The organism is Sphingopyxis sp., from assembly GCF_025869345.1.
Taxonomy (GTDB): Bacteria; Pseudomonadota; Alphaproteobacteria; order Sphingomonadales; family Sphingomonadaceae; genus Sphingopyxis.
On sequence record NZ_JAOZVW010000071.1, the window covers coordinates 21862 to 45482 of the forward strand.

At 68.0% G+C, this 23621-nt stretch carries 25 protein-coding genes; 7 read left to right on the forward strand and 18 right to left on the reverse strand.

Annotated features, from left to right (window positions below):
• Positions 1 to 241 precede the first annotated feature (241 nt).
• From OJI97_RS07760 to OJI97_RS07770, 3 genes are read left to right on the forward strand one after another with little or no spacing between them, the layout of a single operon-like run.
• Positions 242 to 1105 (forward strand): metal-dependent hydrolase, encoded by an 864-nt coding sequence (locus OJI97_RS07760; RefSeq protein WP_297662486.1) that lies wholly within the window; start codon positions 242 to 244, stop codon positions 1103 to 1105.
• A complete protein-coding gene (locus OJI97_RS07765; protein WP_297662487.1) occupies positions 1105 to 1959 on the forward strand; it encodes an SDR family oxidoreductase in 855 nt (284 codons plus the stop codon). The genes OJI97_RS07760 and OJI97_RS07765 overlap by 1 nt, the downstream gene beginning before the upstream one ends.
• The gene (locus tag OJI97_RS07770; protein WP_297662488.1) at positions 1956 to 3464 is read left to right on the forward strand and encodes an NAD(P)/FAD-dependent oxidoreductase; all 1509 of its coding nucleotides are present in this window, start codon (positions 1956 to 1958) and stop codon (positions 3462 to 3464) included. Before OJI97_RS07765 ends, OJI97_RS07770 begins: the two co-directional genes overlap by 4 nt.
• A 7-nt stretch (positions 3465 to 3471) precedes the next feature.
• Here OJI97_RS07770 and OJI97_RS07775 read toward each other — a convergent pair whose 3' ends face one another.
• Together OJI97_RS07775 and OJI97_RS07780 are read right to left on the reverse strand one after the other, a co-directional pair.
• On the reverse strand, positions 3472 to 5229 hold the full coding sequence (locus OJI97_RS07775; RefSeq protein WP_297662489.1) for a chloride channel protein: 1758 nt from the start codon (positions 5227 to 5229) through the stop codon (positions 3472 to 3474).
• Positions 5230 to 5283: 54 nt separating this feature from the next.
• Complete coding sequence (locus OJI97_RS07780; protein WP_297662490.1) at positions 5284 to 6321, reverse strand: serine hydrolase; 1038 nt, start codon at positions 6319 to 6321, stop codon at positions 5284 to 5286.
• A gap of 109 nt (positions 6322 to 6430) precedes the next feature.
• Between OJI97_RS07780 and OJI97_RS07785 the strand changes: the two genes are divergently transcribed.
• On the forward strand, positions 6431 to 7735 hold the full coding sequence (locus tag OJI97_RS07785) for a hypothetical protein (RefSeq protein WP_297662491.1): 1305 nt from the start codon (positions 6431 to 6433) through the stop codon (positions 7733 to 7735).
• A 44-nt stretch (positions 7736 to 7779) separates the two neighbouring features.
• Here the strand turns inward: OJI97_RS07785 and OJI97_RS07790 are convergent, their stop codons facing one another.
• The 3 genes from OJI97_RS07790 to alr are packed head-to-tail and all read right to left on the reverse strand — an operon-like array spanning position 7780 to position 10537.
• Complete coding sequence (locus tag OJI97_RS07790; protein WP_297662492.1) at positions 7780 to 8127, reverse strand: RidA family protein; 348 nt, start codon at positions 8125 to 8127, stop codon at positions 7780 to 7782.
• Between the two features lie 26 nt (positions 8128 to 8153).
• The gene (locus OJI97_RS07795) at positions 8154 to 9413 is read right to left on the reverse strand and encodes a D-amino acid dehydrogenase (protein ID WP_297662493.1); all 1260 of its coding nucleotides are present in this window, start codon (positions 9411 to 9413) and stop codon (positions 8154 to 8156) included.
• On the reverse strand, positions 9410 to 10537 hold the full coding sequence (gene alr / locus OJI97_RS07800) for an alanine racemase (protein WP_297662494.1): 1128 nt from the start codon (positions 10535 to 10537) through the stop codon (positions 9410 to 9412). The genes OJI97_RS07795 and alr overlap by 4 nt, the downstream gene beginning before the upstream one ends.
• Before the next feature lie 119 nt (positions 10538 to 10656).
• On the opposite strand from alr, the gene OJI97_RS07805 reads away from it, so the two are divergent.
• Complete coding sequence (locus OJI97_RS07805; protein WP_297662495.1) at positions 10657 to 11103, forward strand: Lrp/AsnC family transcriptional regulator; 447 nt, start codon at positions 10657 to 10659, stop codon at positions 11101 to 11103.
• 4 nt (positions 11104 to 11107) lie between these two features.
• On the opposite strand, the gene dmpG is transcribed toward OJI97_RS07805, so the two are convergent.
• Genes dmpG through OJI97_RS07870 form a run of 13 tightly spaced genes read right to left on the reverse strand, consistent with a single transcriptional unit; the run spans position 11108 to position 22011 of the window.
• The gene (dmpG, locus tag OJI97_RS07810) at positions 11108 to 12133 is read right to left on the reverse strand and encodes a 4-hydroxy-2-oxovalerate aldolase (protein WP_297662496.1); all 1026 of its coding nucleotides are present in this window, start codon (positions 12131 to 12133) and stop codon (positions 11108 to 11110) included.
• Positions 12130 to 13059: an acetaldehyde dehydrogenase (acetylating) gene (locus OJI97_RS07815; RefSeq protein WP_297662497.1), complete on the reverse strand. Its 930-nt coding sequence runs from the start codon at positions 13057 to 13059 to the stop codon at positions 12130 to 12132. The genes dmpG and OJI97_RS07815 overlap by 4 nt, the downstream gene beginning before the upstream one ends.
• Before the next feature lie 4 nt (positions 13060 to 13063).
• Complete coding sequence (locus OJI97_RS07820; protein WP_297662498.1) at positions 13064 to 13843, reverse strand: fumarylacetoacetate hydrolase family protein; 780 nt, start codon at positions 13841 to 13843, stop codon at positions 13064 to 13066.
• Entirely contained in the window at positions 13840 to 14364 is a 525-nt protein-coding gene (locus OJI97_RS07825) for a 3-hydroxyanthranilate 3,4-dioxygenase (RefSeq protein ID WP_297662499.1), read from the reverse strand. Before OJI97_RS07825 ends, OJI97_RS07820 begins: the two co-directional genes overlap by 4 nt.
• A gap of 4 nt (positions 14365 to 14368) precedes the next feature.
• Entirely contained in the window at positions 14369 to 14803 is a 435-nt protein-coding gene (locus OJI97_RS07830; protein ID WP_297662500.1) for a RidA family protein, read from the reverse strand.
• Positions 14800 to 15579: a fumarylacetoacetate hydrolase family protein gene (locus tag OJI97_RS07835; RefSeq protein WP_297662501.1), complete on the reverse strand. Its 780-nt coding sequence runs from the start codon at positions 15577 to 15579 to the stop codon at positions 14800 to 14802. The genes OJI97_RS07830 and OJI97_RS07835 overlap by 4 nt, the downstream gene beginning before the upstream one ends.
• Before the next feature lie 9 nt (positions 15580 to 15588).
• Positions 15589 to 17061, reverse strand: a complete 1473-nt coding sequence (locus tag OJI97_RS07840) for a 2-hydroxymuconic semialdehyde dehydrogenase (RefSeq protein WP_297662502.1) — start codon at positions 17059 to 17061, stop codon at positions 15589 to 15591.
• Positions 17058 to 17885 carry an alpha/beta fold hydrolase gene (locus OJI97_RS07845; RefSeq protein ID WP_297662503.1) on the reverse strand — a complete coding sequence of 276 codons (828 nt, stop codon included), beginning with the start codon at positions 17883 to 17885 and terminating at the stop codon, positions 17058 to 17060. The genes OJI97_RS07840 and OJI97_RS07845 overlap by 4 nt, the downstream gene beginning before the upstream one ends.
• Positions 17885 to 18634 (reverse strand): ABC transporter ATP-binding protein, encoded by a 750-nt coding sequence (locus OJI97_RS07850; RefSeq protein WP_297662504.1) that lies wholly within the window; start codon positions 18632 to 18634, stop codon positions 17885 to 17887. The genes OJI97_RS07845 and OJI97_RS07850 overlap by 1 nt, the downstream gene beginning before the upstream one ends.
• Positions 18631 to 19383, reverse strand: coding sequence for an ABC transporter permease (locus tag OJI97_RS07855; RefSeq protein ID WP_297662505.1), 753 nt, complete (start codon positions 19381 to 19383; stop codon positions 18631 to 18633). Before OJI97_RS07855 ends, OJI97_RS07850 begins: the two co-directional genes overlap by 4 nt.
• Positions 19380 to 19937 carry a VOC family protein gene (locus OJI97_RS07860; RefSeq protein WP_297662506.1) on the reverse strand — a complete coding sequence of 186 codons (558 nt, stop codon included), beginning with the start codon at positions 19935 to 19937 and terminating at the stop codon, positions 19380 to 19382. The genes OJI97_RS07855 and OJI97_RS07860 overlap by 4 nt, the downstream gene beginning before the upstream one ends.
• Complete coding sequence (locus OJI97_RS07865; protein ID WP_297662507.1) at positions 19934 to 20986, reverse strand: ABC transporter substrate-binding protein; 1053 nt, start codon at positions 20984 to 20986, stop codon at positions 19934 to 19936. Before OJI97_RS07865 ends, OJI97_RS07860 begins: the two co-directional genes overlap by 4 nt.
• Positions 20983 to 22011, reverse strand: a complete 1029-nt coding sequence (locus OJI97_RS07870) for a fumarylacetoacetate hydrolase family protein (RefSeq protein ID WP_297662508.1) — start codon at positions 22009 to 22011, stop codon at positions 20983 to 20985. The genes OJI97_RS07865 and OJI97_RS07870 overlap by 4 nt, the downstream gene beginning before the upstream one ends.
• A 262-nt stretch (positions 22012 to 22273) precedes the next feature.
• Here OJI97_RS07870 and OJI97_RS07875 point away from each other — a divergent pair, with 262 nt between their 5' ends.
• Together OJI97_RS07875 and OJI97_RS07880 are read left to right on the forward strand one after the other, a co-directional pair.
• Positions 22274 to 23077 carry an aspartate dehydrogenase gene (locus tag OJI97_RS07875; RefSeq protein ID WP_297662509.1) on the forward strand — a complete coding sequence of 268 codons (804 nt, stop codon included), beginning with the start codon at positions 22274 to 22276 and terminating at the stop codon, positions 23075 to 23077.
• 12 nt (positions 23078 to 23089) lie between these two features.
• Entirely contained in the window at positions 23090 to 23536 is a 447-nt protein-coding gene (locus OJI97_RS07880; RefSeq protein WP_257548346.1) for a VOC family protein, read from the forward strand.
• The last annotated feature ends 85 nt before the right edge of the window (positions 23537 to 23621 follow it).

Consider the following 23621-nt stretch of genomic DNA (forward strand, 5'->3'; position numbering starts at 1 on the left):
AATCCACCGATTTCCTCTCCTTCGTCATGCTGAACTCGTTTCGGCATCCATGGTCCACCTTCTCAGTTTAGGCTGCCTTTTCTGCATGATTCGGCCATGGATGCTGAAACGAGTTCAGCATGACGGAAAGGGCGAGGCAGGAGATTCCCGCACGCCCCTTGGGCGCCCCTGGCACTTTTATATTGACATCGATGTATAACTCTTCCTATTTTGACATCATTGTCAAAACGGAGTCGAACCCATGACCCTCGAAAAACGCCTTTCATCCAAGAGCCCCGACGACCTGTCGATCACCATCCGCAACCTCCGCTTCCGGTTCGATGGCAACGCGCGAAGCCGGCGCTGGTGGCATGGCGGCGATCCGGTCGCGACCGCCTTTTTCAACGCGCTGTCGGCGACCTTCCCCGATGGCGAGAAATTCTTCATGGACAGCGTGCGCGAATATCGCCACCTGACCAGCGAGCCGCTGCGCTCGCAGATCAAGGATTTCGTCGGCCAGGAAGCGGTGCACAGCCGCGAGCATCGCGAATTCAACGCGCTCGCCACCGACGCCGGTTACGACATCGCCAGGCTCGAGGCGCGGACGCAGCGCGTCATCGCGCTCGGCAAGCGCAATGCAAAGATACGGCAGCTCGCGGCGACCTGCGCGCTCGAACATTTCACCGCGATCCTCGCCCACGCGCTGCTCGAAGCGGACAGCACCGACCTCGCCGGCGCGCCCGACGAGGCGAAGCGCATGTGGAGCTGGCACGCGATGGAGGAGCTCGAGCACAAGGCGGTCGCCTTCGACACGATGATGGTCGCGACGCGAAACTGGTCGTCGCCGCGGCGCTACCTTCTGCGCACCGTCACGATGGTCGCGAGCACGCTGCTCTTTTTCTGGACGATCGGCGCCAATATGGCCTCGCTCTATCGCGAGGACCGCATCAACACGCCCGCGACCTGGTGGCGGACCGCCAAATATCTGCTGGGCAAGCCCGGCGTGCTCCGCCGCTGCTTCTTTCCCTATCTGCAATATTACCGGCCGGGCTTTCATCCCTGGGACCATGACGACCGCGACCTGCTGACCGCGACCGAGGCGAAATACGGGCTGGCCGCCGCCTGATGCGTTACGATCTTGCGGGGCGCACCGTCGTCCTGACCGGCGCCGCGAGCGGCATCGGCGCCGCGCTGGCGAGCCATCTCGCCGCGCGCGGATGCCGGTTAGTGCTGGTGGACCGCGACCGGACGATGCTCGAACTGGTTGCGGCGCCGCTGGGAACGGCGGTGTCGAGCCTCCACGGAGTCGACGTGACCGACCGCGCGGCCGTCGCGGGGCTGCCCGCCGAGATATTGGGCAGCGACGGCATCGCGCATGTCGACATCCTCATCAACAACGCCGGCATCGCCGCCATGGGGCGCTTCGACCAGCTCAGCCTCGACGAGTTCGACCGGGTGATGGCGGTCAATTTCGGCGGCGTGCTGGCGATGACCAAAGCCTTTCTGCCGCACCTCGGCCCCGATGCCCGGATCGCCAACCTCTCCAGCCTGTTCGGCCTGATCGCGCCGCCCGGCCAGCTTCCCTATGTGACCAGCAAGTTCGCGGTGCGCGGTTTCACCGAAGCGCTGCGGCACGAGCTTGCCGGGATCGGGATCAAGGTCACCGCGATCCATCCGGGCGGCGTCCGCACCGCGATCGCGCGCAATGCGGAGATCGCGGGCGCGATCGACCCCGGCCGCGCCCAGGCGGCAACGGCGGCGTTCGGAAAGCTGCTGCGGATGGAGCCCGATCGCGCCGCTGCCCTGATCGTCCGCGCCGTCGAAAAAGGAAAACCGCGCCTGCTGATCGGCGGCGACGCCGTTTTCGGCGACCTGCTCGCGCGCATCGTCCCCGCCCGATACGGGCATGTGCTGCGCGCCCTGATGGGCGGCATGCGCGAGCATGTCGGGTCGATGGTGCGCGGGGGGCAAGCCTCGTGACTCCCATCGAACCCGAAGACCGCGTCGAGGTGCTGATCGTCGGTGCGGGGTTCAGCGGACTTTGCCTCGGCGCGCGGCTCGTTCGCGAGGGGCAGCGGGATTTCGTCATCCTTGAAAAGGGCGACAGCGTCGGCGGCACCTGGCGCGACAATCGCTATCCGGGGTGCGCCTGCGACATTCCCTCGCATCTCTATTCGCTCTCGTTCGGGCCGCGGCCCGACTGGTCGCGCTATTATCCGACCCAGCCCGAACTGTTCGCCTATCTGGAGGAGGTCGCGCGCCACTTCGATCTCGGCCCGCACCTGCGGCTGAATACCGCCTTCGCCGACGCCGAATGGGACGCCGGCGAATCGCTTTGGCGGGTGCGGACGCGCGACGGACGACTGTTCAAGGCCGCGGTGCTCGTCTCGGCGATCGGGGCGCTGCATGTGCCCGAGAAGCCCGCCATCGCAGGGATCGAAACCTTCCCCGGGGCGGTCTTTCACTCCGCCGAATGGCCGGCCGATTTCGATGCGGCCGGGCGGCGCATCGCAGTCGTCGGAACCGGCGCCAGCGCGATCCAGTTCGTGCCCGAGCTGGCGAAACGGGCGCGGTCGCTTACTCTATTCCAGCGCACCGCCCCGTGGGTGCTGCCGAAATTCGACCGGCCGATCGGGGCGCTGCAACGCGCCGCGCTCCGCCATCTGCCCGGCTACCGGCGACTGCTGCGTGCGAGCCTCTATTGGCTGCACGAAGCGCAGCTGCTGGTCTTTACCGGCGGGAAGCGGCTGCGCCGTCTCGCGCGCCGGCACGGCGAACGGATCATCGCCCGCGCGATCCCCGATGAGGCGCTTCGCACCGCCGTGACGCCGGCCTATGATCTCGGCTGCAAGCGCACATTGCTCTCCAACGACTATTATCCGGCGCTCGCCGCCCCGAATGTTTCGGTCAACACCGGCGGCATCGCGCGGGTCGAGCATAATCAGGTCGTGACCGCGAGCGGCGAGCGCGTCACGGCCGATACGATCATCTTCGGAACCGGCTTTCAGGTCGTCGAGTCGCTGAAACGGCTCGATATTCGGGGAGTGGGGGGCGCGCGGCTCGCCGAGGCTTGGCGGGACGGCCCCGCCGCCTATCTGGGCCTGTCGGTTCCGGCTTTCCCGAACTTCTTCCTGATGCTCGGTCCCAACACCGGGCTCGGGCATAATTCGCAGATCCTGATGATCGAGGCGCAGGCCGAGCATATCATCCGGGCGCTGCGCTGGATGCGACGCTCGGGCGCAGCCGCGATCGAGGTGTCCGCCGCGCGCGCCGCCGCCTTCGACCGCGACACCCAGCGCCGGCTGCGCACCAGTGTCTGGGCGCGGGGCGGCTGCCAAAGCTGGTATCAGGATCTCACCGGCCGCGTCGTCGCACTGTGGCCGCGCTCGACGTTTCTTTACATCCTGCTCTGCCGGCGGCGCAAAGCCGGGGAATATGGCATCGTTGCCCGCGCCTCGTCGCAAGCGCGGGTGGCCGCGCCGTGAGCCGGCCCTAGCCGCTCTCGCCGAACAGCTCGCGCTGCGAGGTTTCGAGTTCCTCGAAGTAGCGGCGGCGGGCATGTCGCTCGGTCACCACGCCGATCACCTGCTCGTCGTCGTCGATCACGACGAGTTCGTCCGCCGATGCCTCATCGAACAGCTTCAGCACCGACCGGATGTCCATCGCCCGGCGCAAAACGATGCCCGACCGGGTCGCCAGCCCCGCGACCGCCGACGCGCCGTCGAGGTCGGGATGAAAGGCCGCGGCGGTCGGCACGATTCCGCGATAATGGCCATCGGCGTCGATCAGGATGACCTTGGCGGTCTTGCCCAGGGGCACGCGGTCCCGGAATTCGGCGACGGTCATATCCTGGCTCACCGCGGTCCAGTCGGTCCGCATGATACGCCCGGCGGTCAGCGTCATCAGCCGTCCGATGTCGCGCGGGCTGCGGATGGTCGAGCCGCGCAGGTGAAGCCGCCAGGTCGAGAAGGAATAGCCGAACATCTCGCGCGTGAAGGCGCTGGACACCAGCGTCGCGGTGAGCACAACGCCCATCAGAGCGAAGTCGTGCGTCGTCTCGAGCATCAGCACCGCCAGCGTCATCGGCCCGCCGACGATCGAGACCGAAAGCGCCGCCATGCCGACGAGCGCGGCGTCGTTCGGATCGATGAAGGCTCCCAGCGGGCTTAGATTGACGAGGCCCGCGAAAATCTGTCCGATCAGCGACCCCAGGAAAAGCGAGGCGAAGAACAGCCCGCCGCGAAAGCCGAAGCTGAGCGAAATGACCGACGCCGCGATCTTGAGCAGCAGGACGATCGCCAGAAAGCTCAGCGCCGGGCGCAGCACCAGATCGAGATGGAGCGCGCCATGCCCCGCCGACAGCGTCTGCGGCGACAGCATCGCCAGCGGAATGAGGAGCAGCCCGCCGACGACCGGCTTCCATCCGGCGATGCGCCGCCAGCCATGGACGCGCAGCTCGGTGAAGGCGACAAGGCGCATGATCAGCATACCGAACAGCGCGCAGAGCAGGCCGAGCAGCGCATAGAGCAGATAATCGGACACCGAAAAGGCTCGCCCCGCCGTCGTCGCGATCAGATAGGGATCGGCCCCCAGCGCGCGGCTCACGAATACCGCGGACAAAGCCGCGGCCATCACCGGCGCGATCGCGGCCGGGGTGTAATTGCCGATCACGATCTCGAAGGCATAGAAAGCGCCGGTCAGCGGCGCGCCGAAGGCGGCGCCGATCGCCCCGCCCGCGCCTGCGCCGACCAATGTGCGCAGGTCGCCCCGGCGCAGCGTGAACCATTGCCCGATCTGCGATGCGACGCCGCCGCCCATCTGGGCATAAGCGGCCTCCAGCCCCACCGAGGCGCCCACTCCGTTCGAGATGATCGTTTGCGACGCGATGACCAAATTGTCGGCGAACGGAATCCGCCCGCCATGCAGCGCATTGGCCTCGACCACGTCGACGGGAAGGCGCCGCCGGTTGCGCAGCCCGCGCGCAAGGAGCATCAGCATCGCCCCGCCGATTGGCAGCGCCAGCAGCTTCCACGGATGATGGATCATGCCGAGCGCGCTCAGCCGGTTGATCGTCACGCCATAGAGCAGGCTCTGGATTCCGTGCGCGATGAGCTGCTGGACATTGGTCAGCACGCCCGCCGCCAGCCCCGCGACCGCCGCGAGCAGGATGAAGGCCGCTTCGCTTTCGCGCAGCCGCCGCCGCTGGCGGGCAGCGGCGATCACGAGAGCGGATTTGCGCAGGCGGACCATGGCCAGCGCTCCAACCGCGTCCGTCGCGGCGGGTCAAGCGCTTTCGGGAAAAGCTCAGCCGATCACGCGCATCAGGCGCAGCCAGAGCTGCTGATCGAAATCGGCGTCGGGCGCATCGGCGCCGGTGCGGACGACGACCAGATCGAGGCTCGGCACCACATAGAGCCGCCGGTCGAGAAAGCCGAAGGCGCCGACCAGATCGGCGGGCGCCGCGGCGATCAGCGGCCCGGCCCGGCGTCCCTCGGTCGCGCGAACCGCATAGGCGCCGCCGTTGAGCCACCAGAGCCGCCCATAGGCGGGATTGGTCGGCGAGCGCTCGAACATCGCGCTCAGCCCGGCCTTCGACACGATGCGCATGCCGTTTTTGGCGACGCCGCCGTTCAGGATCATTTGCCCGAAGCGCGCGGTATCGCGCGGCGAGGTGACGAGTCCGGTGGCATTGCCGACGTTGGCGAGCGCTGCCGGCCGCTCTCGCCACGCCGTCTCGGTCATGCCGGCGGGCACGGTCAGCCAGTCGCGCGTCAACTGGTCGAGCGGCAGCTTGCTCGCCGCGGTCAGGATGCGCTTGGAGACCGCATACACCGCGGTGTTGTAGAAGAATTGCGTTCCGGGTGGCGCGACATAGCCGAATTTCTCGTCGAGTCCCGAATTCATCTGCAGGATGTTGATCACCCGGATCTGCTTTTCCTGCGCGGGCGAGGCTTTCGACCAGCCAGCGCCGAGATAATCGCCGACCGGCCGGTCGACGTCGATCAGGCCCTTGTCGACCGCGACGCCGACGAGCACCGCGATGAAGCTCTTCTGCTGCGATGCGACATCCTCTAGCAGCGCGCCGCTCGCGGTCTTGCCGTAAAGGAAGATCGAAAAGGTCCGGTCGTCGGGCGCCGGCCAATTCTCCTCGACCAGTGTCCGCCCGCCGCGCACGACGAGGAAGCCGGTGCTGCGCTGACCGCGCACATAATCGAGCAGTTCCTGCATCGCGGCGTCCTGATCGGGCGCCGCGCGTGGTGCGGGCGGCGAAGACGCCTCGGCCGCGACGGGCGCGCAGCCCGCGAGCAGGCCGGCCATGATCCCCGTCGCCAGTCGCGCCATCCGCCGCACTTTCTTCTCCCCTGTTCTGCTGGTGCCGTTACCGTCGCATGGCGGGTTGACCAATGCAAATCGATCGCGCCATGCTGGCCCCGAAGGGGCGAGAGGCAGGATGATGATCGACAGCAGCAGGCGAAGATTTCTGGGCGCGGGCGCGCTGCTGCCGCTGGCAGGCGCCGGGGTTCGGGCCGCCGCCTCCCCCGCAAGCGGCGCGATCGAGGCGGACCTGCTGCGCTATGTCGGTTTCGGCAACAAGCGCGCCGGCGGCCCCGGCGACATGGCGTGCGGCGCCTGGCTGGCGGATGAGCTCAAGCGCGCGGGCTATGCCGTCGAGCGACAGGATTTCGCGGCCCCCTGGTTCGACGCCGCGACCGCCGAACTGGCGTGCGAGCGGCGAACGGCCGCGATCCATCCGCAGCCCGTCGTCATCCCGACCGGCCCCGTCGGCGTTTCGGGGCCGCTGGTGCGCGTCGATCCGCGCGGCCGCGCCGCCGCCTCGCTGCAAGGCGCGATCGCGCTCGTCGATCTGCCGCACGCACGCTGGTCGTCGATGCTCGCCAAGGCGGCGCGCGGACCGATCGAAGCGGCCTTCGCCGGTGGCGCGAAAGCCGCGGTGGCGATCACCAACGGCCCGACGGGCAAGCTGATCGCGCTCAACGCCGACGGCCGCAAGCCGATGTTCGCGGGGCCGGTGGCGCTGATCGCTCCCGAGGACGCCGATCCCTTCCTCGCGGCCGCGATGCAGGGCAGCGAGGCGAGGCTGACGATCGACGGCCGGGGCGGCACGCGCCCGGCCTTCAACTTCGTCGGCCGGATCGATCGCGGCAAGGGCCGCTGGCTGGCGATCTCAACGCCGCGGTCGGGCTGGTTCGGCTGCGCCGCCGAACGCGGGCCGGGCGTCGCCGCGTGGCTCGACCTCGCGCGCTGGGCGCCGCAAGCGCTGCCCGATCACGACCTCGCCCTCATTTGCAACACCGGCCATGAATATGAATATCTCGGCGCCGCCGAGGCCATGAAGCAAATCGCGCCGCCGCCCGCCGCGACGCGTTTCTGGCTGCATATCGGCGCCAATGTCGCGGCACGCGACTGGCACGACCTCGGGGGCCATCTGACCCCGCTGCCCAGCGTCGACAGCCAGCGCTTCCTGTCGATCTCGCCGGCGCTGCTCCCACTGGCGCGCGCCGTTTTCGCGGGCCAGCTCGGCTATGAAGCCCCGGTTTCGAGCAAACTTCTGTCGGCGGGCGAGCTCGATGAGGTCATCAAGGCCGGCTATGCCCCGGCGGCCGGGGTTTTCGGAATCCACCGCTATCACCATGTCGCCGACGATGACGAACGCTGTCTCGACGTTCCCGCCACCATTGCCGCGGCGCAGGGATTTCGCCGGCTGCTCGAAGCGGTCGCCGGCACGCCGGGCTGAGGCGAGACGCGCCGTCGCACGCCTCGCCCGCCGGGCTTGAACTATCAGGGCAGCGCAGCAGTCACGATGATCTCGACCTTGTACGCATCGGTCGCGAGGCGCAATTCGCCGGTGGCGCGGGTCGGCGCATTGGCGCCGCCAAGCCATTCCTCCCAGACGGCGTTCATCGCCGCGAAGTCACCCATGTCGGCGAGCCAGATCGTGGCGGTGAGCAGGCGGTCGCGGCTGGTTCCCGCTTCGGCGAGCAGCGTGTCGATCGACGCGAGCACGGCGCGCGTTTGCGCCGTCGCATCCTCGCCGGGCGCGCCGATCTGGCCCGCAAGATGGACGATGCCGTTGTGGATCACGGCCTGGCTCATGCGCGGGCCGCTATGCAGGCGTTCGATGGTCACTCTTCCTTCTCCTTCGTTTGAAACGGTCAGCGCGCATAGCGCGAAAGGGCCAGGTCCGCATGGTCGATCGGCGGCGGCGTTCCGCCGATCAGGCTGGCGATCAGGCGCCCGGAGCCGCATGCCATCGTCCAGCCCAATGTGCCATGGCCGACATTCAGAAAAAGATTGGGCACCCGGGTCGCGCCGATGATCGGCGTGCTGTCGGGGGTCATCGGCCGCAGCCCGCTCCAGAAATTCGTCTCCGCGCCCGGGACGGCGGCGCCCGGAAACAGGTCGTTCAGCGAGTGCAGCAGCGTCTCTTCGCGGCGCGGCGAAAGCGCGCGGTTGAACCCCGACAGTTCGGCCATGCCGCCGACGCGGATGCGGTCGCCCAGCCGGGTGATCGCGATCTTGTAGCTTTCGTCGAGCAGCGTCGACACCGGCGCGCGGCTGTCGTCGGCGATCGGGACAGTGACTGAATAGCCCTTGACCGGATAGATCGGCACGTCGAGCCCGAGCGGACGCAGCAGCCCCGGCGAAAAGCTCGCCAGCGCCGCCAGATAGGCGTCGCCGCGGATCGTCCCGCGGTCGGTCCGCACCCCGGCGATCCGCCCACCCTCGCTTTCGAGCGCTTCGATCGCGGTGTCGTAGAGGATTTCGACGCCCATCGCCGGCAGGCGATCCGCGAGCGCGCGGGTGAAGAGGTGGCAGTCGCCCGTCTCGTCGCCGGGCAGCCGCAGGCCGCCGACGAAGCGGTCCTGCGTCGCCGCGAGCCCCGGCTCCGCGCCGACGCAGCCGTCGCGCTCCAGCAGCTCATAGGCGACCCCATAATCCTTCAGGACCGCGATATCGCTCGCGCTGTCGTCGAACTGCTTTTGGGTGCGGAAAAGCTGAAGCGTCCCCTGCGAGCGATGGTCATAGGCGATCCCCAGCCTCGTCCGCAGCGCGACAAGCTCGTCGCGGCTATACTCTGCAAGGCGGACCATGCGGCTCTTGTTGAGGGCATAGCGCCCGGCCGTGCAGTTGCGCAGCATCGCGAAGATCCAGCGCAGCATCGCGGGATCGAAACGCAGCTTCAGGATCAGCGGCGCATGATGCATGAACAGCCAGCGCAGCGCCTTGACCGGAATGCCCGGCGCCGCCCAGGGCGAGGCATAGCCGGGCGAGATCTCGCCCGCATTGGCAAAGCTGGTTTCGAGCCCCGGCCCCGGCTGGCGGTCGATCAGCACGACCTCGTGTCCGGCCTCGGCCAGATAATAGGCCGATGTGACGCCGATGACTCCGGCGCCGAGAACCACGACCTTCATGCCCTGTCTCCTACATCGAGCGATGGACCGTCCTCGACGAAAATCCGCGCATGGCGCGATCCAAGACGGGTCAAAATTTCATAGGGGATCGTCCCCGCGTCGCGGGCGACGTCGGCGAGCGACTGCGACGGTCCGATCAGTTCGACGAGATCGCCTTCGGCAAGCGTCGCGGCGCGCGGGTCACTGATGTCGATCGTCAGGCTGTCCATCGACACGCGCCCCACGATCGGCAGCGGCACGCCGTTCCACCAGGCGCGGCCGACGCAGCCGAGGTTGCGCGGCCAGCCGTCGGCATAGCCGATGCCGATCGTCGCCAGCCGCTGCCGGTCGCGCGCGACATGGTCGAGCCCATAGCCGACGCCGGTGCCCGCCTCGATCTCGCGGATTTGCAGGACGCGGGCGTGCAATGTCGCGACGGGCCGCAGGCCTGTCGCCGCTGGCCCGGGATCGACGCCGAACAGCGCCACGCCGGGGCGGACGATATCGCCATGAAAATCCTCGGGCAGGAACGATCCGCCGCTGTTGGCGAGCGAGGCCGGGACGCCCGGAAACAGTGCGCGTCCCGCGGCGAAGGCCGCAAGCTGGGCCGTATTGCCGGGATGATCGGGCTCGTCGCCGCACGCGAGATGGCTCATCACGAGGCGCAGGTCGATCTCGTCCGCGAAAGCGGCATCGCGCGCCAGCCGCTCGGCATCGGCGAGCGGAAGGCCGAGGCGCGACATGCCGCTGTCAAGTTGCAGCGCCGCCGGAAGCGCCACCCCCCGCGCCGCCGCGAGCCCGCGCCACGCCGCAACCTGCGAAGATGAATTGAGAACCGGAATATGGCCCACGTCGGCGCAGCGCGGTTCGGCGCCGGGGTCGAGGCCATTCAGCACGAAGATACCGGCATCGGCGTCCAGCACCGCGCGCAAGGCGTCGGCCTCGACGAGCCGCGCGACGAAGAAGGTCCGGCATCCCTCGAGATACAGCGCCGCCGCCACGCGTTCGGCGCCGAGGCCATAGCCGTTGGCCTTGACCACCGCGCCGGCGCGCGCCGGCGCGACGCGCTCTGCGATCGTTCGATAATTGGCGCGGATCGCGTCGAGGTCGATCCGAAGGATGCTCGACGACAGGATTTGCGACATGATCCCTATCTCCCGGAACCGGAGATAGGCAAAGACTCTTCCAATTTGTCGTCTATCCGGAGTAGAAACCGGCATAATCGGTGTATCGATTCGAATAATATGCGAAAGTATCGCAAAATATGCAGTCTCTCGACGCCATCGACCGGCGCATCCTCAACCGCCTGCGGCTCGACGCGCGGATCACCAACCAGGCGCTCGCGAGCGAGGTCGGGCTGTCGCCCTCGGCCTGCCTGCGCCGCGTGCGCCTGCTCGAACAGTCGGGAGTGATCCGCGGCTATGCCGCGATCGTCTCGCACGCCGCCCCGCACGAAGGGACGACCGCGATCGTCCAGATCGAGCTGGAGCGGCAGACCGAGGAATATCTCGTCCGCTTCGAAAAGGCGGTGCGCGACCATGCCGAGATCCAGGAATGGTATCTGATGTCGGGAAGCGGCGATTATGTCCTGCGGGTGCAGATCGAAGGCATCGACGCCTATGGCGCCTTCCACCGCGACGTGCTTTCGCGCCTGCCCGGCGTCTCGCGGATCATGTCGAGCTTCGCGATGCGCAGCAACCGGCGGATGTAGGACCCTATCGGCCGCTCGCCATATCGAGCGCGACATCTGTGATCATATCCTCCTGCCCGCCGACCATTTTGCGGCGGCCGAGTTCGACGAGGATGGCGCGGGTGTCGAGGCCGTGCTCGGCGGCAGCTTTCTCCGCGTGGCGAAGGAAGCTGGAATAGACCCCGGCATAGCCGAGCGTCAGCGTCTCGCGGTCGACGCGGACGGGCCGGTCCTGAAGCGGGCGCACGAGGTCCTCGGCGGCGTCCATCAGCGCGAACAGATCGCAGCCATGGTTCCAGCCGTGAACGTCGGCGGCGGCGATGAACACCTCCAGCGGTGCATTGCCCGCCCCCGCGCCCATCCCGGCGAGGCTGGCGTCGACGCGGACCGCGCCATTCTGCACCGCGACGATGCTGTTCGCGACGCCGAGGCTGAGGTTGTGGTGCGCGTGGACGCCGCGCTCTGTCTCGGGCTTCAGCACCCGGTCGTACGCCTGGAGGCGCGCCGCATAGCCGTCCATCGTCAGCGCACCGCCGCTGTCGGTGACATAGACGCAGCGTGCGCCATAATCTTCCATCAGCTTCGCTTGGCTCGCAAGGGCCTCGGGCTCCGACATATGGCTCATCATCAAAAAGCCCGCGACGTCCATGCCCAGCCCGCGCGCGAACTCGATATGCTGCTTCGCGACATCGGCCTCGGTGCAATGCGTCGCGATGCGGACCGAGCGGACGCCCATCTCATAGGCATGTCTAAGGTCGTGGATCGTCCCGATCCCGGGGAGAAGCAGCGTGGTCAGGACGCTATGTTCCAGCACCTCGGCGACCGCGCCGATCCAGTCCCAGTCGGTGTGCGCGCCGAAGCCGTAGTTGAAGCTCGACCCTTGCAGGCCGTCGCCATGCGACACCTCGATCGCATCGACCTTCGCGGCGTCGAGCGCCCTGGCGATCGCCTTCACATGATCGAGGCCGTACTGGTGACGGATCGCGTGCATCCCGTCGCGCAGCGTCACGTCCTGAATATAAAGCTTGGTCGTGGTCGGATCGAAGCTCATGCGGCCATCCTTTCGGCGATCTTCTCGGCGGTCTTGAGCGCGGCGGAGGTCATGATGTCGAGATTGCCCGCGTAAGCCGGCAGATAATGCGCCGCGCCCTCGACCTCGAGGAAGACGCTGACCTTGAGCCCCGTGAAGCTCCCGCCCATCTCGGGAATGCGCAAGGGGGCGTTGCCGCCGATGCTCTCGAACTGCACCGCCTGCTTGAGGCGGTAGCCGGGAACGTAGCTCTGCACCTCGGCGACCATATCCGCGACGCTCCGCGCGATCGCCGCGCGGTCGCCGTCCTCGCACAGGCAATAGACGGTGTCGCGCATGATCAGCGGCGGCTCGGCGGGGTTAAGGACGATGATCGCCTTGCCGCGCGTCGCGCCGCCGACCTCGGTGATCGCGCGGCTCGTCGTCTCGGTGAACTCGTCGATATTGGCGCGCGTGCCGGGGCCCGCGCTCTTCGAGGCGATCGACGCGACGATCTCGCCATAATGCACCTTCGCGATCCGGTTCACCGCCGCGACGATCGGGATCGTCGCCTGCCCGCCGCAGGTCACCATGTTGACGTTCGCCGCATCGAGGTGCGCATCGCCGTTGACCGGCGGGATCGTGTAGGGACCGATCGCCGCCGGGGTCAGATCGACGACGCGCTTGCCGTGCGCGATCAACACCTCGCTGTGCCGTTTGTGTGCGCCCGCCGAGGTCGCGTCGAAGACGATGGCAATGTCGGCAAAGCCGGGCATAGTGATCAGCCCGTCCAGCCCTTCGGCGGTGATCGGCACGCCGAGCCGCGCAGCGCGCTTGAGGCCGTCGCTCTCGGGATCGATGCCGACGAAGGCGGCCATCTCAAGGACATCGGATAAGCGCATGATCTTGATCATCAGGTCGGTGCCGATATTGCCCGATCCGATGATCGCCACTTTGGTCTTCGCCATCGCTCTATGCCTTGTATGTGAAGCTGCACGCGCCGATGCCGACGATACGCGCCTCGACATGATCGCCGGACGTCAGTGCGACCATCGGCCCGAGCGCGCCTGCCAGCAGGATGTCGCCCGCCTTCAGCGGCTCGCCGCGCGCCGCCAGCGTCCGCGCCAGCCAGGCGGCGGCGTTGAGCGGATTGCCGAGCGCCGCGGCGCCGACCCCGGTCGAGGCGACCGCATCGTTCACGCGCATCTCCATCGCCGCGCCTTCGAGGTCGAGCCCGGCGAGCGGCAGCCCCGCATCGGCGAGCAGGAAGAAGGCCGACGAGCCGTTGTCCGCCACCGTGTCGGCGAAGGTGATTTTCCAGTCCGCAATGCGGCTGTCGACGATCTCGATCGCGGCGTGGACCGACGCCACCGCCGCCGCGACCTGTTCGGCGCTCGTATCGGCGTCGGGCAGATCGGCGCCGAGGATGAAGGCGATCTCGGCCTCCGCCTTGGGCTGGATTGCCCGCGCCGGGTCCAGCCGCCCGCCATCGGCGACGCGCATATCGTCGAACAGCACGCCGAAGTCGGGCTGATCGACCCCGAGTTGCGCCTGCACCGCCTTCGCGGTCAGCCCCGCCTTGCGCCCGACGATGCGGCGGCCCTGTGCTTCCCAGAACCGCGTGTTGATCGTCTGAACCGCATAGGCGCCCGCAACATCGGTCGGCGCCAGTCCGTCGCGCAGCGGCTCGACCGCCCCCCCCGAATAGGCGTCGCGCAAACGGCGCGCGAGGGCTTCGTGGGTCGCGGTCATCGCTGCTTTCCCGGATGGACCGTGCCGCACTCGCCGCAGGTGCGCAGCTCCTCGCTCGCGTAAAAGGCCTCGAACAAAGGCGGCAGGTCGCGGACGATGCTCTGGAGCTGGACCTCGACGCGGTGGACGATATGGCCGCAATCGTCGCAATACCATTGGAAGGCGTCGGTCACGCCCTCGGGCCGCTTGCGCTCGATGACGAGGCCGACGCTGCCCGCGACGGGGCGCTGCGGCGAGTGCGGGACGTTCGGCGGCAGCAGGAAGATGTCGCCGGCGCGGATCGGCATGTCCTTCGGCCCGTCCTCGGTCCACAGGCGCAGGTTCATATCGCCCTCGATCTGGTAGAAGAACTCCTCGAGCGGATCGACATGATAGTCGGTGCGCTGGTTGGGCCCGCCGACGACGGTGACGATGAAATCGGCATCCTCCCATATCTGCGCATTGCCGACCGGGGGTTGCAGCACGTCGCGATGATCCTCGATCCATTCGCGGAAGTTGAAGGGCAGTCCATAGGTCAGCATGGCATCATCCTTTCGGCGCGCGCGGGATGAAGGCGGTCGCCTTGATCTCGATCAGCAGATGCGGGTGGGGAAGCTGGTGGACCGCGACGGTGGTGCGCGCGGGCCCGGCTTCGTCGAAATATTCGGCATAGACGGCGTTGTAGCCGCCGAAATCGTTCATGTTGACGAGGAAGCTCGTCACGTCGACGACGTCCGCAAGCGAGCCGCCCGCATCGGCGAGGATCGCGCCGATATTCTCGATCACCGCGCGCGTCTGCTGCGCGATGTCGAGCGTCACGGTGCCGAACTGGTCGGCCGAGGCGCCCGCGAAGCTGTTGTCGGCGCGGCGCGAGCTGGTGCCCGAGACGAAGACGAAATCGCCCGCACGGCGATAGTGCGGAAAGCGGCCGCGCGGGCGCGCCTTGCCGGGGATTACCCGGCCATCGCTATCGCCGCTCATGCCACGCCTCCCTCGATCGTGAAGCCGACGCGGCCGAGATGCCCCGCGTCGAGCGAGACGCTGCGCGCATCGCCGATCGCCGCCGCCGCGGTCGCGCCGCCGAGCATCACCGTCCAGCCCGGCTGAAGCGTGAGGCCCGCCGCGCCCGCAAGCCGCGCCGCGGCGACGAGCGAGCGGATCGGATCGCCGAGGATCGCGGCGCTCGTTCCCGTCTCGACCACCTCGCCATCGACGCGCATCGTCATCGCGACGTCCGATACGTCGGTGCCGGCGGCAAGCCAGGGCCCGGTGACGAAGGCCGACGATGAGGCATTGTCGGCGATCACGTCGCCGAGCGCGAAGCGGAAATTCTCGTAGCGGCTGTCGATGACCTCGAGCGCCGCGGCGACCGCATCGACCGCCGCGAGTGCTTCGTCGCGCGTCACCTCGCCCGCCAGCGGCGCCTTCAGCCGCACCGCGACCTCGGGCTCGACGCGCGGATGGATGAAGCGCGCGCGGTCGATCGCGCCGCCGTTGACGACGACCATGTCGGAGGTGAGCCGCCCCCATATCTGGTCCTTGAGGCCCATCTGCGCCATCTTCGCTTCGCTGGTGAAGCCCATCTTCACGCCGACGAGCGAAGCGCCGCGCGCAAGGCGATGGTCGATCGCCGCGCGCTGGATCTCATAGGCGTCGGCCAGCGGCAGGTCGCCCGCCTCGCCGGTGATCTGCGGGATCGCCCGGGCCTCGCGGGCGGCAGTGTCGAGCCTTGCGGCGATGGCGGCAATGTCGGCCATGATGTCCTCTTACAGTTTCACGCAGATATTGGTCGGTTCGGAATAGAAATTCAGCGAATGCTCGCCGCCCTCGCGCCCGATCCCCGACAGTTTCATGCCGCCGAAGGGCGTGCGGAGGTCGCGCAGGAACCATTCATTGACCCAGACGATGCCCACCTCCATCTGCGCCGCGACGCGGTGCGCGCGTCCCACGTCGCGCGTCCAGATCGCAGCGGCAAGGCCATAGTCGGTATCGTTGGCAAGCTCGACCGCCTCCTCTTCGCTGTCGAAGGGCGCGATGTGGCAGACGGGGCCGAATATCTCCTCGCGCACGCAGCGGGCGTCCTGCCCGAGCCCGGTGAGGATCGTCGGCTGGACGAACGCCCCGCCCGCCAGCGCGCCGCCCAATTCGGGTACCCCGCCGCCCGTCACCACCGTCGCGCCCTCGTCGCGCGCGAGCGCATAATAGGACAGCACCTTCTCGCGGTGCCCGTGCGAGATCAGCGGCCCCATATCGGCGCCCGACCACGGGTCGCCCACCGTCAACGCCTCGGCGCGTTCGGCCAGCGCTTTCACGAAACGATCGAAGATCGGCCGCTCGACATAAACGCGCTCGGTGCAGAGGCACACCTGCCCGCAATTGGAGAAGACCGAGCGCACCGTGCCCGCGACCGCCTCGTCGAAATCGCAGTCGGCGAAGACGAGCGCGGCATTCTTGCCGCCGAGCTCGAAGGAGACGGGTTTCACGCCTGCTGCCGCGACGCGCATGATCGCGCCGCCGGTCGCCGATTCCCCGGTGAAGGTGATCGCGTCGATATCGGGATTGGCGGTCAGCCATTCGCCGGTCGATGCAGCGCCGAAACCGTGGACGAGGTTGAACACCCCCGGCGGCACCCCCGCCGCATCCATCACCTCGGCGAGCAGGGTCGCGGTCGAAGGGGTTTCCTCGCTCGGCTTGACGACGACGACATTGCCGCAGGCGAGCGCGGGCGCGACCTTCCACGTCATCAGCAGCAGCGGCAGGTTCCACGGCGACACGATCGCGACGACGCCCAGGGGCCGCGCGACCGCATAGTTGATCGCGCTGCGCCCGTCGGGGAGGTCGGTGCGGAAGCTCGGCATCGCGCGCGCCTCGGCGAGCGCGGCGAAGGCGCGAAAATTGGCGGCGCCGCGCGGAATGTCGATCGTCCGCGCCTGATGCAGCGACTTGCCGGTATCGGCGATCTCGGCCGCCGCGAATTCGTCGAAGCGCGCTTCGATCCCCTCGGCGATGCGGACGAGCAGCTTGCAGCGCTCGGCCTGCGACATCCTGCCCCACGGCCCCTTGAGCGCGGCGCGGCCCGCCGCGACGGCGCGATCGACAAGATCGCGGCTCGCCAGCGATACGCGGCCCGCGACGCTGCCGTCGACCGGGTTCACATTGTCGAACCAGCCGTCGCCCTCGACGAAGGTGCCGCCCACATAGTTCAGCACCGGGCGTTCAGCGAAGGGATAGGCGCTCATGCCGCCCCTCCGACCGCGACATAGCCCGCGGCATTGCTGTGCGCGGGGCCGGCCTTGCCGACATGGCCCGCCATCTGTAGCAGCGACAAGATGGTGTCGTTGAACTGGGTGGGCGCTTCGAGGAAGGCCGAATGGCCCGCGTCGTTGACCTCGACGAGGAAGGAGCCCGCGACGTCGGCCTGCGCGAGGCGCACCGCCTCGATCGGGAAAAGCGCGTCCTCGACCCCGCAGAGGAAGAGGATCGGGAACCCCTTGCCGCCGAGCTCGGCCGCCGGGCGCGCCTCGAAACGGCCCGCCAGGCTGTGACGATCGGCGGCGTTGAAGCTCGCGATCTGGCTATAGAGCGCCGCCAGTTCGCGCGGCGCGCCCGCGCCGAGCACGCGCTCGATCTGCGACAGGCCGGCGGTCTTCGCGCGCGCGGCGTCCATGATCGCTTTTATCTCGGCGCTTTCGGCGATGCCGTGCAGGCTGTCGCAGATCGCAAGCGCCGCGACACGCTCCGGCGCGCGACGCGCGAAGCCGATGCAGGTGCCCGCGCCCATCGACTGGCCGACGAGCGCCGCCTTCTCCACGCCCAGATGATCGAGCAGCGCGGCCAGATCGTCGACGAAGGCATCGCGCCCTCGCCCGTCATGGTCGCGCGACAGGCCGAAACCGCGATGGTCGAAGGTGATGACGCGGTTCGACCGCGCCAGCGCATCGATCTGCCGATACCAGATCGCATGATTGCCGCCGATGCCGTGCGCCAGCACGACCGCCGGCCCCTCGCCTTGCGCCTGCCACCAGATTTCGGCGCCCGCCGTCGCCAGAACCCCGCTGTCCATCACGATACTCCCATCAATTTGCTGAGCCGCACGACATAGTCGCCAAACGCCGGGTCCTCGCGCGTCGCGCTGGGATCGCGCGGGCGCGGCAGGTCGATGCGGACATCCTCGATAATCGTCCCCGGCCGCTCCGACATCACGAGCACGCGGTCGGAGAGCAGCACCGCTTCCGAAATGCTGTGGGTGACGAGCAGCACGGTCTTGCGGTCGCGCTGCCATATGCGGAGCAGTTCCATGTTGAGCCGGTCGCGGGTCAGCGCGTCGAGCGCGCCGAACGGCTCGTCCATCAGCAGCACCCGCGGCCCGCGCGCGAGCGCCTGGCCGATCGCAACGCGGTGGCGCATCCCGCCCGACAGCTCGCCGGGATAGCTCGCCTCGAAGCCGGTGAGGCCGAGCGTCTCGACCAGCGCCGCGATCGCCGCCTCGTCGGGGCGCCGCGCCGCCGGGTCGAGGTCGACCCCGAGCAGCAGATTGTCGCGGACATTGCGCCACGGCAACAGGTTCGAGGTCTGGAAGACGAAGCCCATGTCGGCGGTCGGCGCGGTGACCTCGGCGCCGCCGAAGCGGATGCTGCCCTCCTCGAACGGGACGAGCCCGGCGATCAGGCGGAGGAGCGTGCTCTTGCCGCAGCCCGAGGGGCCGAGGATCGAGACGAATTCGGCGTCGCCGATCTCGGCGCTGACGCCCTGCAGCACCTGACGGCCGCCGAACAGCTTGCCGGCGTTCGAGAGAGAAATCACCGCGCTCATGCGGCCCGCCACCAGATGAAGCGCTCCCAATAGGCGACGCCATAGAAGAGCAGCAGCGACAGGATCGTCACCGCGATCAACGCCGCGAAGGTCAGCGTCGTGTGCCCCGAGCCCGACGCGGTGAGGATGAGGTTGCCGAGCCCGTCGTTCGAGCCGACGAACTCGCCGACCACCGCGCCGATCACCGCGAGCGGCATCGCGACCTTGCAACCGTCGAGGAAGCTCGGCAGCGCGGCGGGGAGGCGGAGACGCCAGAAGGCCTGCATCGGGGTGGCGCGCAGCGCGCGGAAATGCTCTTCGAGATGCGCGGGCGTGCTCGCGAGCCCGCCGAGCGTCGCGATGATGATCGGGAAGAAGGCGAAGAGGAACGCCATGATCAGCTTCGACGCGAGGCCATAGCCGAACCAGACGACGATCAGCGGCGCGAGCCCGATCTTGGGGATCGACTGGAGTGCGACGAACAGCGGATAGACGGTGCTTTTCGCAGTGCGCGAGAAATGGATCAGCGCCGCGATCGGCACCCCGAGCGCGACCGCGATCAGAAAGCCCCAGAACACCTCGGTCAGCGTGACGAGGCTCTGCGACAGGATCGGCCCGCGCGATTGCCACAGCTCGCCGAGGATCGCGCTCGGCGGCGGCAACAGATAGGACGCGATGCCCGACGCGCGGACGCCATATTCCCACGCCAGTCCGAGCAGCAGAAAGAAGCCCGCGCTGATCGCGGTATCGCGGTTGACGATCCTGCTCACGCGCCGCCGTCCTTGTCGAGCAGCGCCTGAATGCGTGCGGGCGGCGGCACAAGGAAGCGGTCCAAATGCCAGCGGTCGAAGGTTTCGAGGTCCTTCCCGTCCCACACCGACGGCGCATAGGGGCTGTCGGCGGTGATCTGCGTCATGTCGGTGTAGAATTCGACATTATTGCCGTCGGGATCGCGGAAAACGAGGAAGCTGTTCGCCCCCGGCCCATGCTTGCCGATGCCGCGATCGATCGGGATGCCGCGCGCGATCAGCATCGCCGCGACCGCCTCCATCTCCTCGATCGTCTCGAGGCGGTAGGAGAAATGCTCGACCGCGGGATAATGGCCCTCGGGGATGCCGGTATGGCCGGGCGGAAGCTGGAGCAGCGCAAGGTCGTGGTGATCCTCGCCCGCGCGCAGGAAGACCATATGATGGTCGATCCAGTCGGACACGGTGAGCCCGATCACCTCGGTATAGAAGGCGAGGCTGCGGTCGATGTCGCGCACCTTGAGCACAAGGTGGCCGAGCCGCGTCGGGCGCGGGCGATAGGCGGCGGGATCGGTCATGGCTGATTCCCCATCGGAACGAAGGCGTTGGTGAAGAGCTGCGGCGTCTGGTCGAAGCCCCGAAGCTGGCCGCTCGCCTGCAGCGTGGTGACGGTGCGCTCGACCTTCTCGGGCGCGAGGCGGTGCGAGCCGCCCTCGACCGCCATCAGGTCGGCGGTTTCGCGAATCTGACGTTCGGTCACCGCCTCGTCGAGCAACGGATAGGCCTTGCGGATGACCCTGAGCGCGCCCTTGGGATCGCGCGCCGCGTCGGCATAGCCGCGATAGGCGGCCTTCAGGAAAGCGCGCACCAGATCGGGCTGCTTCTCGATCAGCGCATCCTGCGTCGCGAAACCGCTGCCGTAAACGTCGAGGCCGAAATCGGCATAGGCGATGCGCCCGATCGTCACCCCCTTCGCCTTCGCCGCCTTGTCGAACAGCGCCAGCGAATTGCCGAGCCAGCATTCGGCGGCGTCGATCCGCCCCTCGACGAGCGAGGAGACGACAATCGCCGGGTCGAGCTGAATCTGCTCGACGCGCGCGGGGTCGACGCCATTATCCTTGAGCCATGCCGGGAGCAGCGCCTGGATCATCGAACTTTGCCCGGCGCCGAAGCGCAGGCCCGCGAGGTCGGCGGGCCTGGTAACACGATGCCGTTCCTTGACGAAGCAGGCGCCGGCGGGAAGCCGCATGTTGATGCCGCCGATCATCCGCACCTTGCCGCCCTTGGCGCGGGCCAGCGCGACCGACAGCGGATCGATATAGGCGAATTCGAACATGCCCTGGTCGAGCTCGTTCGCGGTGCGCATCCCGCCGAAGCCGCGCACCGGCTCGACGTTCAGCCCCGCATCGGCGAAATAGCCTTTGTCGATCGCGACGAAGAGGCCCGCCATACTGCCCTGCGGCAGCCACGCCATGTTGAAACGGACGGTTCGAGCGCCCTCCGCCTGCTTCGCGGCCTGCGGCGCATTGCCGCCGAACGCGCTCCACAGCGTCAGCGCGGCGATCGCCGCGACGACGAGCAGGGGCACGATCAGCGCGCGGCGCGAAAAGGCGGTCTTCGGCGTCATGCGCGCGGCAGGTGCGGCGCCGAGACGGGATTGCGAAGCTCGCCGATGCCTTCGACCCAGGCATCCATCACGTCGCCGTCCTTCAGGAAGACGCCGCGCCCCATGCCGACCCCGGCGGGGGTGCCCGAAGCGATCAGGTCGCCCGCCCTGAGTTCGAGGATCGTCGAGAGATAGGCGATCTGCTCATAGATGTTGAAGATCATCTCCGACGTATTGCCGTCCTGCATCGCCTCGCCATTGACCTTGAGGCCGAGGCGGATGTCATGCGGATCGCCGAGGCAGTCGCGCGGCACGAACACCGGGCCGAGCGGCGTGAAGCTGTCGAAGCTCTTGCCGCGGAACCAGTCGTGCGAGAAGGGAAAGTCGCTGCGCCGCGTGCGGTCGCGCGCCGACACGTCGTTGACGATCGTATAGCCCGCGATCAGGTCGTGCGCGTCGGCGGCGGCGACATGCTTGCCCGCGCGGCCGAGGACGACGCCGAGTTCGACCTCCCAGTCGGGGCGCGAGACCTGCGGGGGCACCACGACCGTCTCGTTCGGCCCCACGACGCTCTCGACCGTTTTCAGGAAGATATAAGGTTCGCTCTCGGCCTTGGCGGCGAGCTTGGTCTTCATCTCGTCGGCATGTTCGATGAAGTTCGACGCGGCGGCGAAGATGCGGCGCGGCTCGAAGGGCGCCGCGAGCGCGGGCGCCTCGATTCCGCCGGCCGTTCCGTCGAGCGCGCGGGCGAGCGCGAACAGCCCCTCGCGCCGCGCGTCCCAGTCGCGGATGATCGCGCTGACGTCGCCCGCCACCGCCGCGAAGCCATGCGCATCGGCGGCGGCGTGCAGGTCGTGGAAGGCATCGCCGACCCGGATCGTCGGGCGCGCGCCCTCGGGCGTCGCGCGGGTGGCAAGGGCAAAGCGGGTCATGCGTCGATCTTCCTTCTCAAAATGGCGTGCGAAGCCGGGCGCGGCGCAGCCGAATGCGAGACCGGCGCCGAGCGCCGCCAGCGCGGCGCGACGATCGAGGGAGGCACCGGCCATCGCATCTCACCCGCAGGCCCGGATCGGCATCCACACCGCCGCGACTGGTTCCCGTTCCGGTTTCAAAAGCGCCTGCATGGCTCCCCCAAAAATGCTGTCCTGCTTGTGCGGGGCGGACGATATGCAGTCAAAGATAGAAAATGCGGCCGCCTATAACCAAAAATACATAGCTGGCCGATCGGCGCCCCTATATCCGTTCGGAGATAGCGGGCCGGACAATCGATATTATCGCATATAACAGCGACGCCGTAGCGCGGCGAATATGAAGAGCATTGGCATCGCCGGGTTCGGCACCATCGGTCGCGTCGTCGCGCGCCATATCGAAGCAAGCGACCTGCCGCTGACTCTGGCGGCGGTGTCGGCGGGCGACCGCGCGCGCGCAGAAGCGGCAATGGCAAAGCTGAAGCGTCCCGTCCCGATCGTCGACACCGATGAGCTGGTCGCCCTGTCCGACGTGATCGTCGACAGCGCGCCGACCGCCGCGTTCCGCGAGATTGCGGAGGCGACGCTACGCGCGGGCAAGACGCTGGTGACGGTCAGCGGCGCGGCGCTGATGCAATGGCCCGAAGCGGCCGACCTCGCCCGCGCGCACGGTGGTCGCCTGATCCTCGCGACCGGCGCGCTGCTCGGGCTCGACGCGGTGCGCGCGGCGGCGATCGGCACGATCCATTCGGTGACGATGGTGACGCGCAAGCCGGTCAAGTCGCTGATCAAGGCCGAGCATGTCGTGCGCAACGCCATCGACCTGACCGCGATCACCGAGCCGCTCAAGATTTTCGAGGGCAATGCGCGCGAAGGCGCGATCGCCTTTCCCGCCAACGTCAATGTCGCGGCGGCGCTGGGCCTCGCGGGCGTCGGCCCCGAACGCACCCGGCTCGAAATCTGGGCCGACCCGGCGCTGACGCGCAACACCCACCGCATCCTCGTCGATTCGGACAGCGCGCGGCTCGAACTCGGGATTCAAAATATCCCGACCGACGAGAATCCCGGCACCGGCCGCATCACCGCGCAAAGCATCGTCGCGGTGCTGAACGACCTCGTCAGCCCCATTCGTATCGGAACATAGAAAGGCTCCTCGATGACCACCCGCCTCCGCCATGTGGCGATCGCCTCCGCCGACCCCGACAATTCGGTCGGCTTCTTCACCGACGTCCTCGGCTGGACCGTCGCCGGCAAGATCGACAGCCGCAACGCGCGCGGCTATTACGTCACCGACGGCCACATCAACATCGCCCTGCTCTGCTTCAAGAACCGCCCCGCCGCGGGGATGGAGTTCCCCGAGGGCTATACCGGCCTCCACCACATCGGCTTCCAGTGCGACGACATTGCCGACGTCGTCGAGCGCTTCGAAAATTCGGGCTACGCCCCGCGCCACGACGTCAACCTGGCGCAGGGTCTCGGCAAGAATCCGGCGAAGGACAATGCCGAGTACAAGATGGCAGGGCCGGAGAATGTCATGGTCGACGTCTCCGAACGCGGCTGGGCGGGCACCGAGAGCTTCAAGGGCGCGCCGCCGCCAGCGTGAGATTGCAGCCGGTCTGACAAACGAAAGCCGCCGAAGCCCATCGCTTCGGCGGCTTTTCCATATCCTCCGTCATTGCGAGCGAAGC

Excerpts from the sequence above, each read along its gene's own strand:
- OJI97_RS07775 (WP_297662489.1), bottom strand. The coding sequence starts at position 5,229 with ATGGTCCGCCTGCGCAAATCCGCTCTCGTGATCGCCGCTGCCCGCCAG.
- OJI97_RS07870 (WP_297662508.1), bottom strand. The coding sequence starts at position 22,011 with ATGGCCGGTGCCTCCCTCGATCGTCGCGCCGCGCTGGCGGCGCTCGGC.
- dmpG (WP_297662496.1), bottom strand. The coding sequence starts at position 12,133 with ATGAGCTTCGATCCGACCACGACCAAGCTTTATATTCAGGACGTGACG.
- OJI97_RS07805 (WP_297662495.1), top strand. The coding sequence starts at position 10,657 with ATGCAGTCTCTCGACGCCATCGACCGGCGCATCCTCAACCGCCTGCGG.
- OJI97_RS07835 (WP_297662501.1), bottom strand. The coding sequence starts at position 15,579 with ATGGCCGACATTGCCGCCATCGCCGCAAGGCTCGACACTGCCGCCCGC.
- OJI97_RS07860 (WP_297662506.1), bottom strand. The coding sequence starts at position 19,937 with ATGACCGATCCCGCCGCCTATCGCCCGCGCCCGACGCGGCTCGGCCAC.
- alr (WP_297662494.1), bottom strand. The coding sequence starts at position 10,537 with ATGTCGCAAATCCTGTCGTCGAGCATCCTTCGGATCGACCTCGACGCG.
- OJI97_RS07830 (WP_297662500.1), bottom strand. The coding sequence starts at position 14,803 with ATGAGCGGCGATAGCGATGGCCGGGTAATCCCCGGCAAGGCGCGCCCG.
- OJI97_RS07815 (WP_297662497.1), bottom strand. The coding sequence starts at position 13,059 with ATGGCGAAGACCAAAGTGGCGATCATCGGATCGGGCAATATCGGCACC.
- OJI97_RS07820 (WP_297662498.1), bottom strand. The coding sequence starts at position 13,843 with ATGACCGCGACCCACGAAGCCCTCGCGCGCCGTTTGCGCGACGCCTAT.
- OJI97_RS07850 (WP_297662504.1), bottom strand. The coding sequence starts at position 18,634 with ATGAGCGCGGTGATTTCTCTCTCGAACGCCGGCAAGCTGTTCGGCGGC.
- OJI97_RS07845 (WP_297662503.1), bottom strand. The coding sequence starts at position 17,885 with ATGGACAGCGGGGTTCTGGCGACGGCGGGCGCCGAAATCTGGTGGCAG.
- OJI97_RS07780 (WP_297662490.1), bottom strand. The coding sequence starts at position 6,321 with ATGGCGCGACTGGCGACGGGGATCATGGCCGGCCTGCTCGCGGGCTGC.
- OJI97_RS07765 (WP_297662487.1), top strand. The coding sequence starts at position 1,105 with ATGCGTTACGATCTTGCGGGGCGCACCGTCGTCCTGACCGGCGCCGCG.
- OJI97_RS07865 (WP_297662507.1), bottom strand. The coding sequence starts at position 20,986 with ATGACGCCGAAGACCGCCTTTTCGCGCCGCGCGCTGATCGTGCCCCTG.
- OJI97_RS07875 (WP_297662509.1), top strand. The coding sequence starts at position 22,274 with ATGAAGAGCATTGGCATCGCCGGGTTCGGCACCATCGGTCGCGTCGTC.
- OJI97_RS07840 (WP_297662502.1), bottom strand. The coding sequence starts at position 17,061 with ATGAGCGCCTATCCCTTCGCTGAACGCCCGGTGCTGAACTATGTGGGC.
- OJI97_RS07785 (WP_297662491.1), top strand. The coding sequence starts at position 6,431 with ATGATGATCGACAGCAGCAGGCGAAGATTTCTGGGCGCGGGCGCGCTG.
- OJI97_RS07880 (WP_257548346.1), top strand. The coding sequence starts at position 23,090 with ATGACCACCCGCCTCCGCCATGTGGCGATCGCCTCCGCCGACCCCGAC.
- OJI97_RS07760 (WP_297662486.1), top strand. The coding sequence starts at position 242 with ATGACCCTCGAAAAACGCCTTTCATCCAAGAGCCCCGACGACCTGTCG.
- OJI97_RS07795 (WP_297662493.1), bottom strand. The coding sequence starts at position 9,413 with ATGAAGGTCGTGGTTCTCGGCGCCGGAGTCATCGGCGTCACATCGGCC.
- OJI97_RS07825 (WP_297662499.1), bottom strand. The coding sequence starts at position 14,364 with ATGCTGACCTATGGACTGCCCTTCAACTTCCGCGAATGGATCGAGGAT.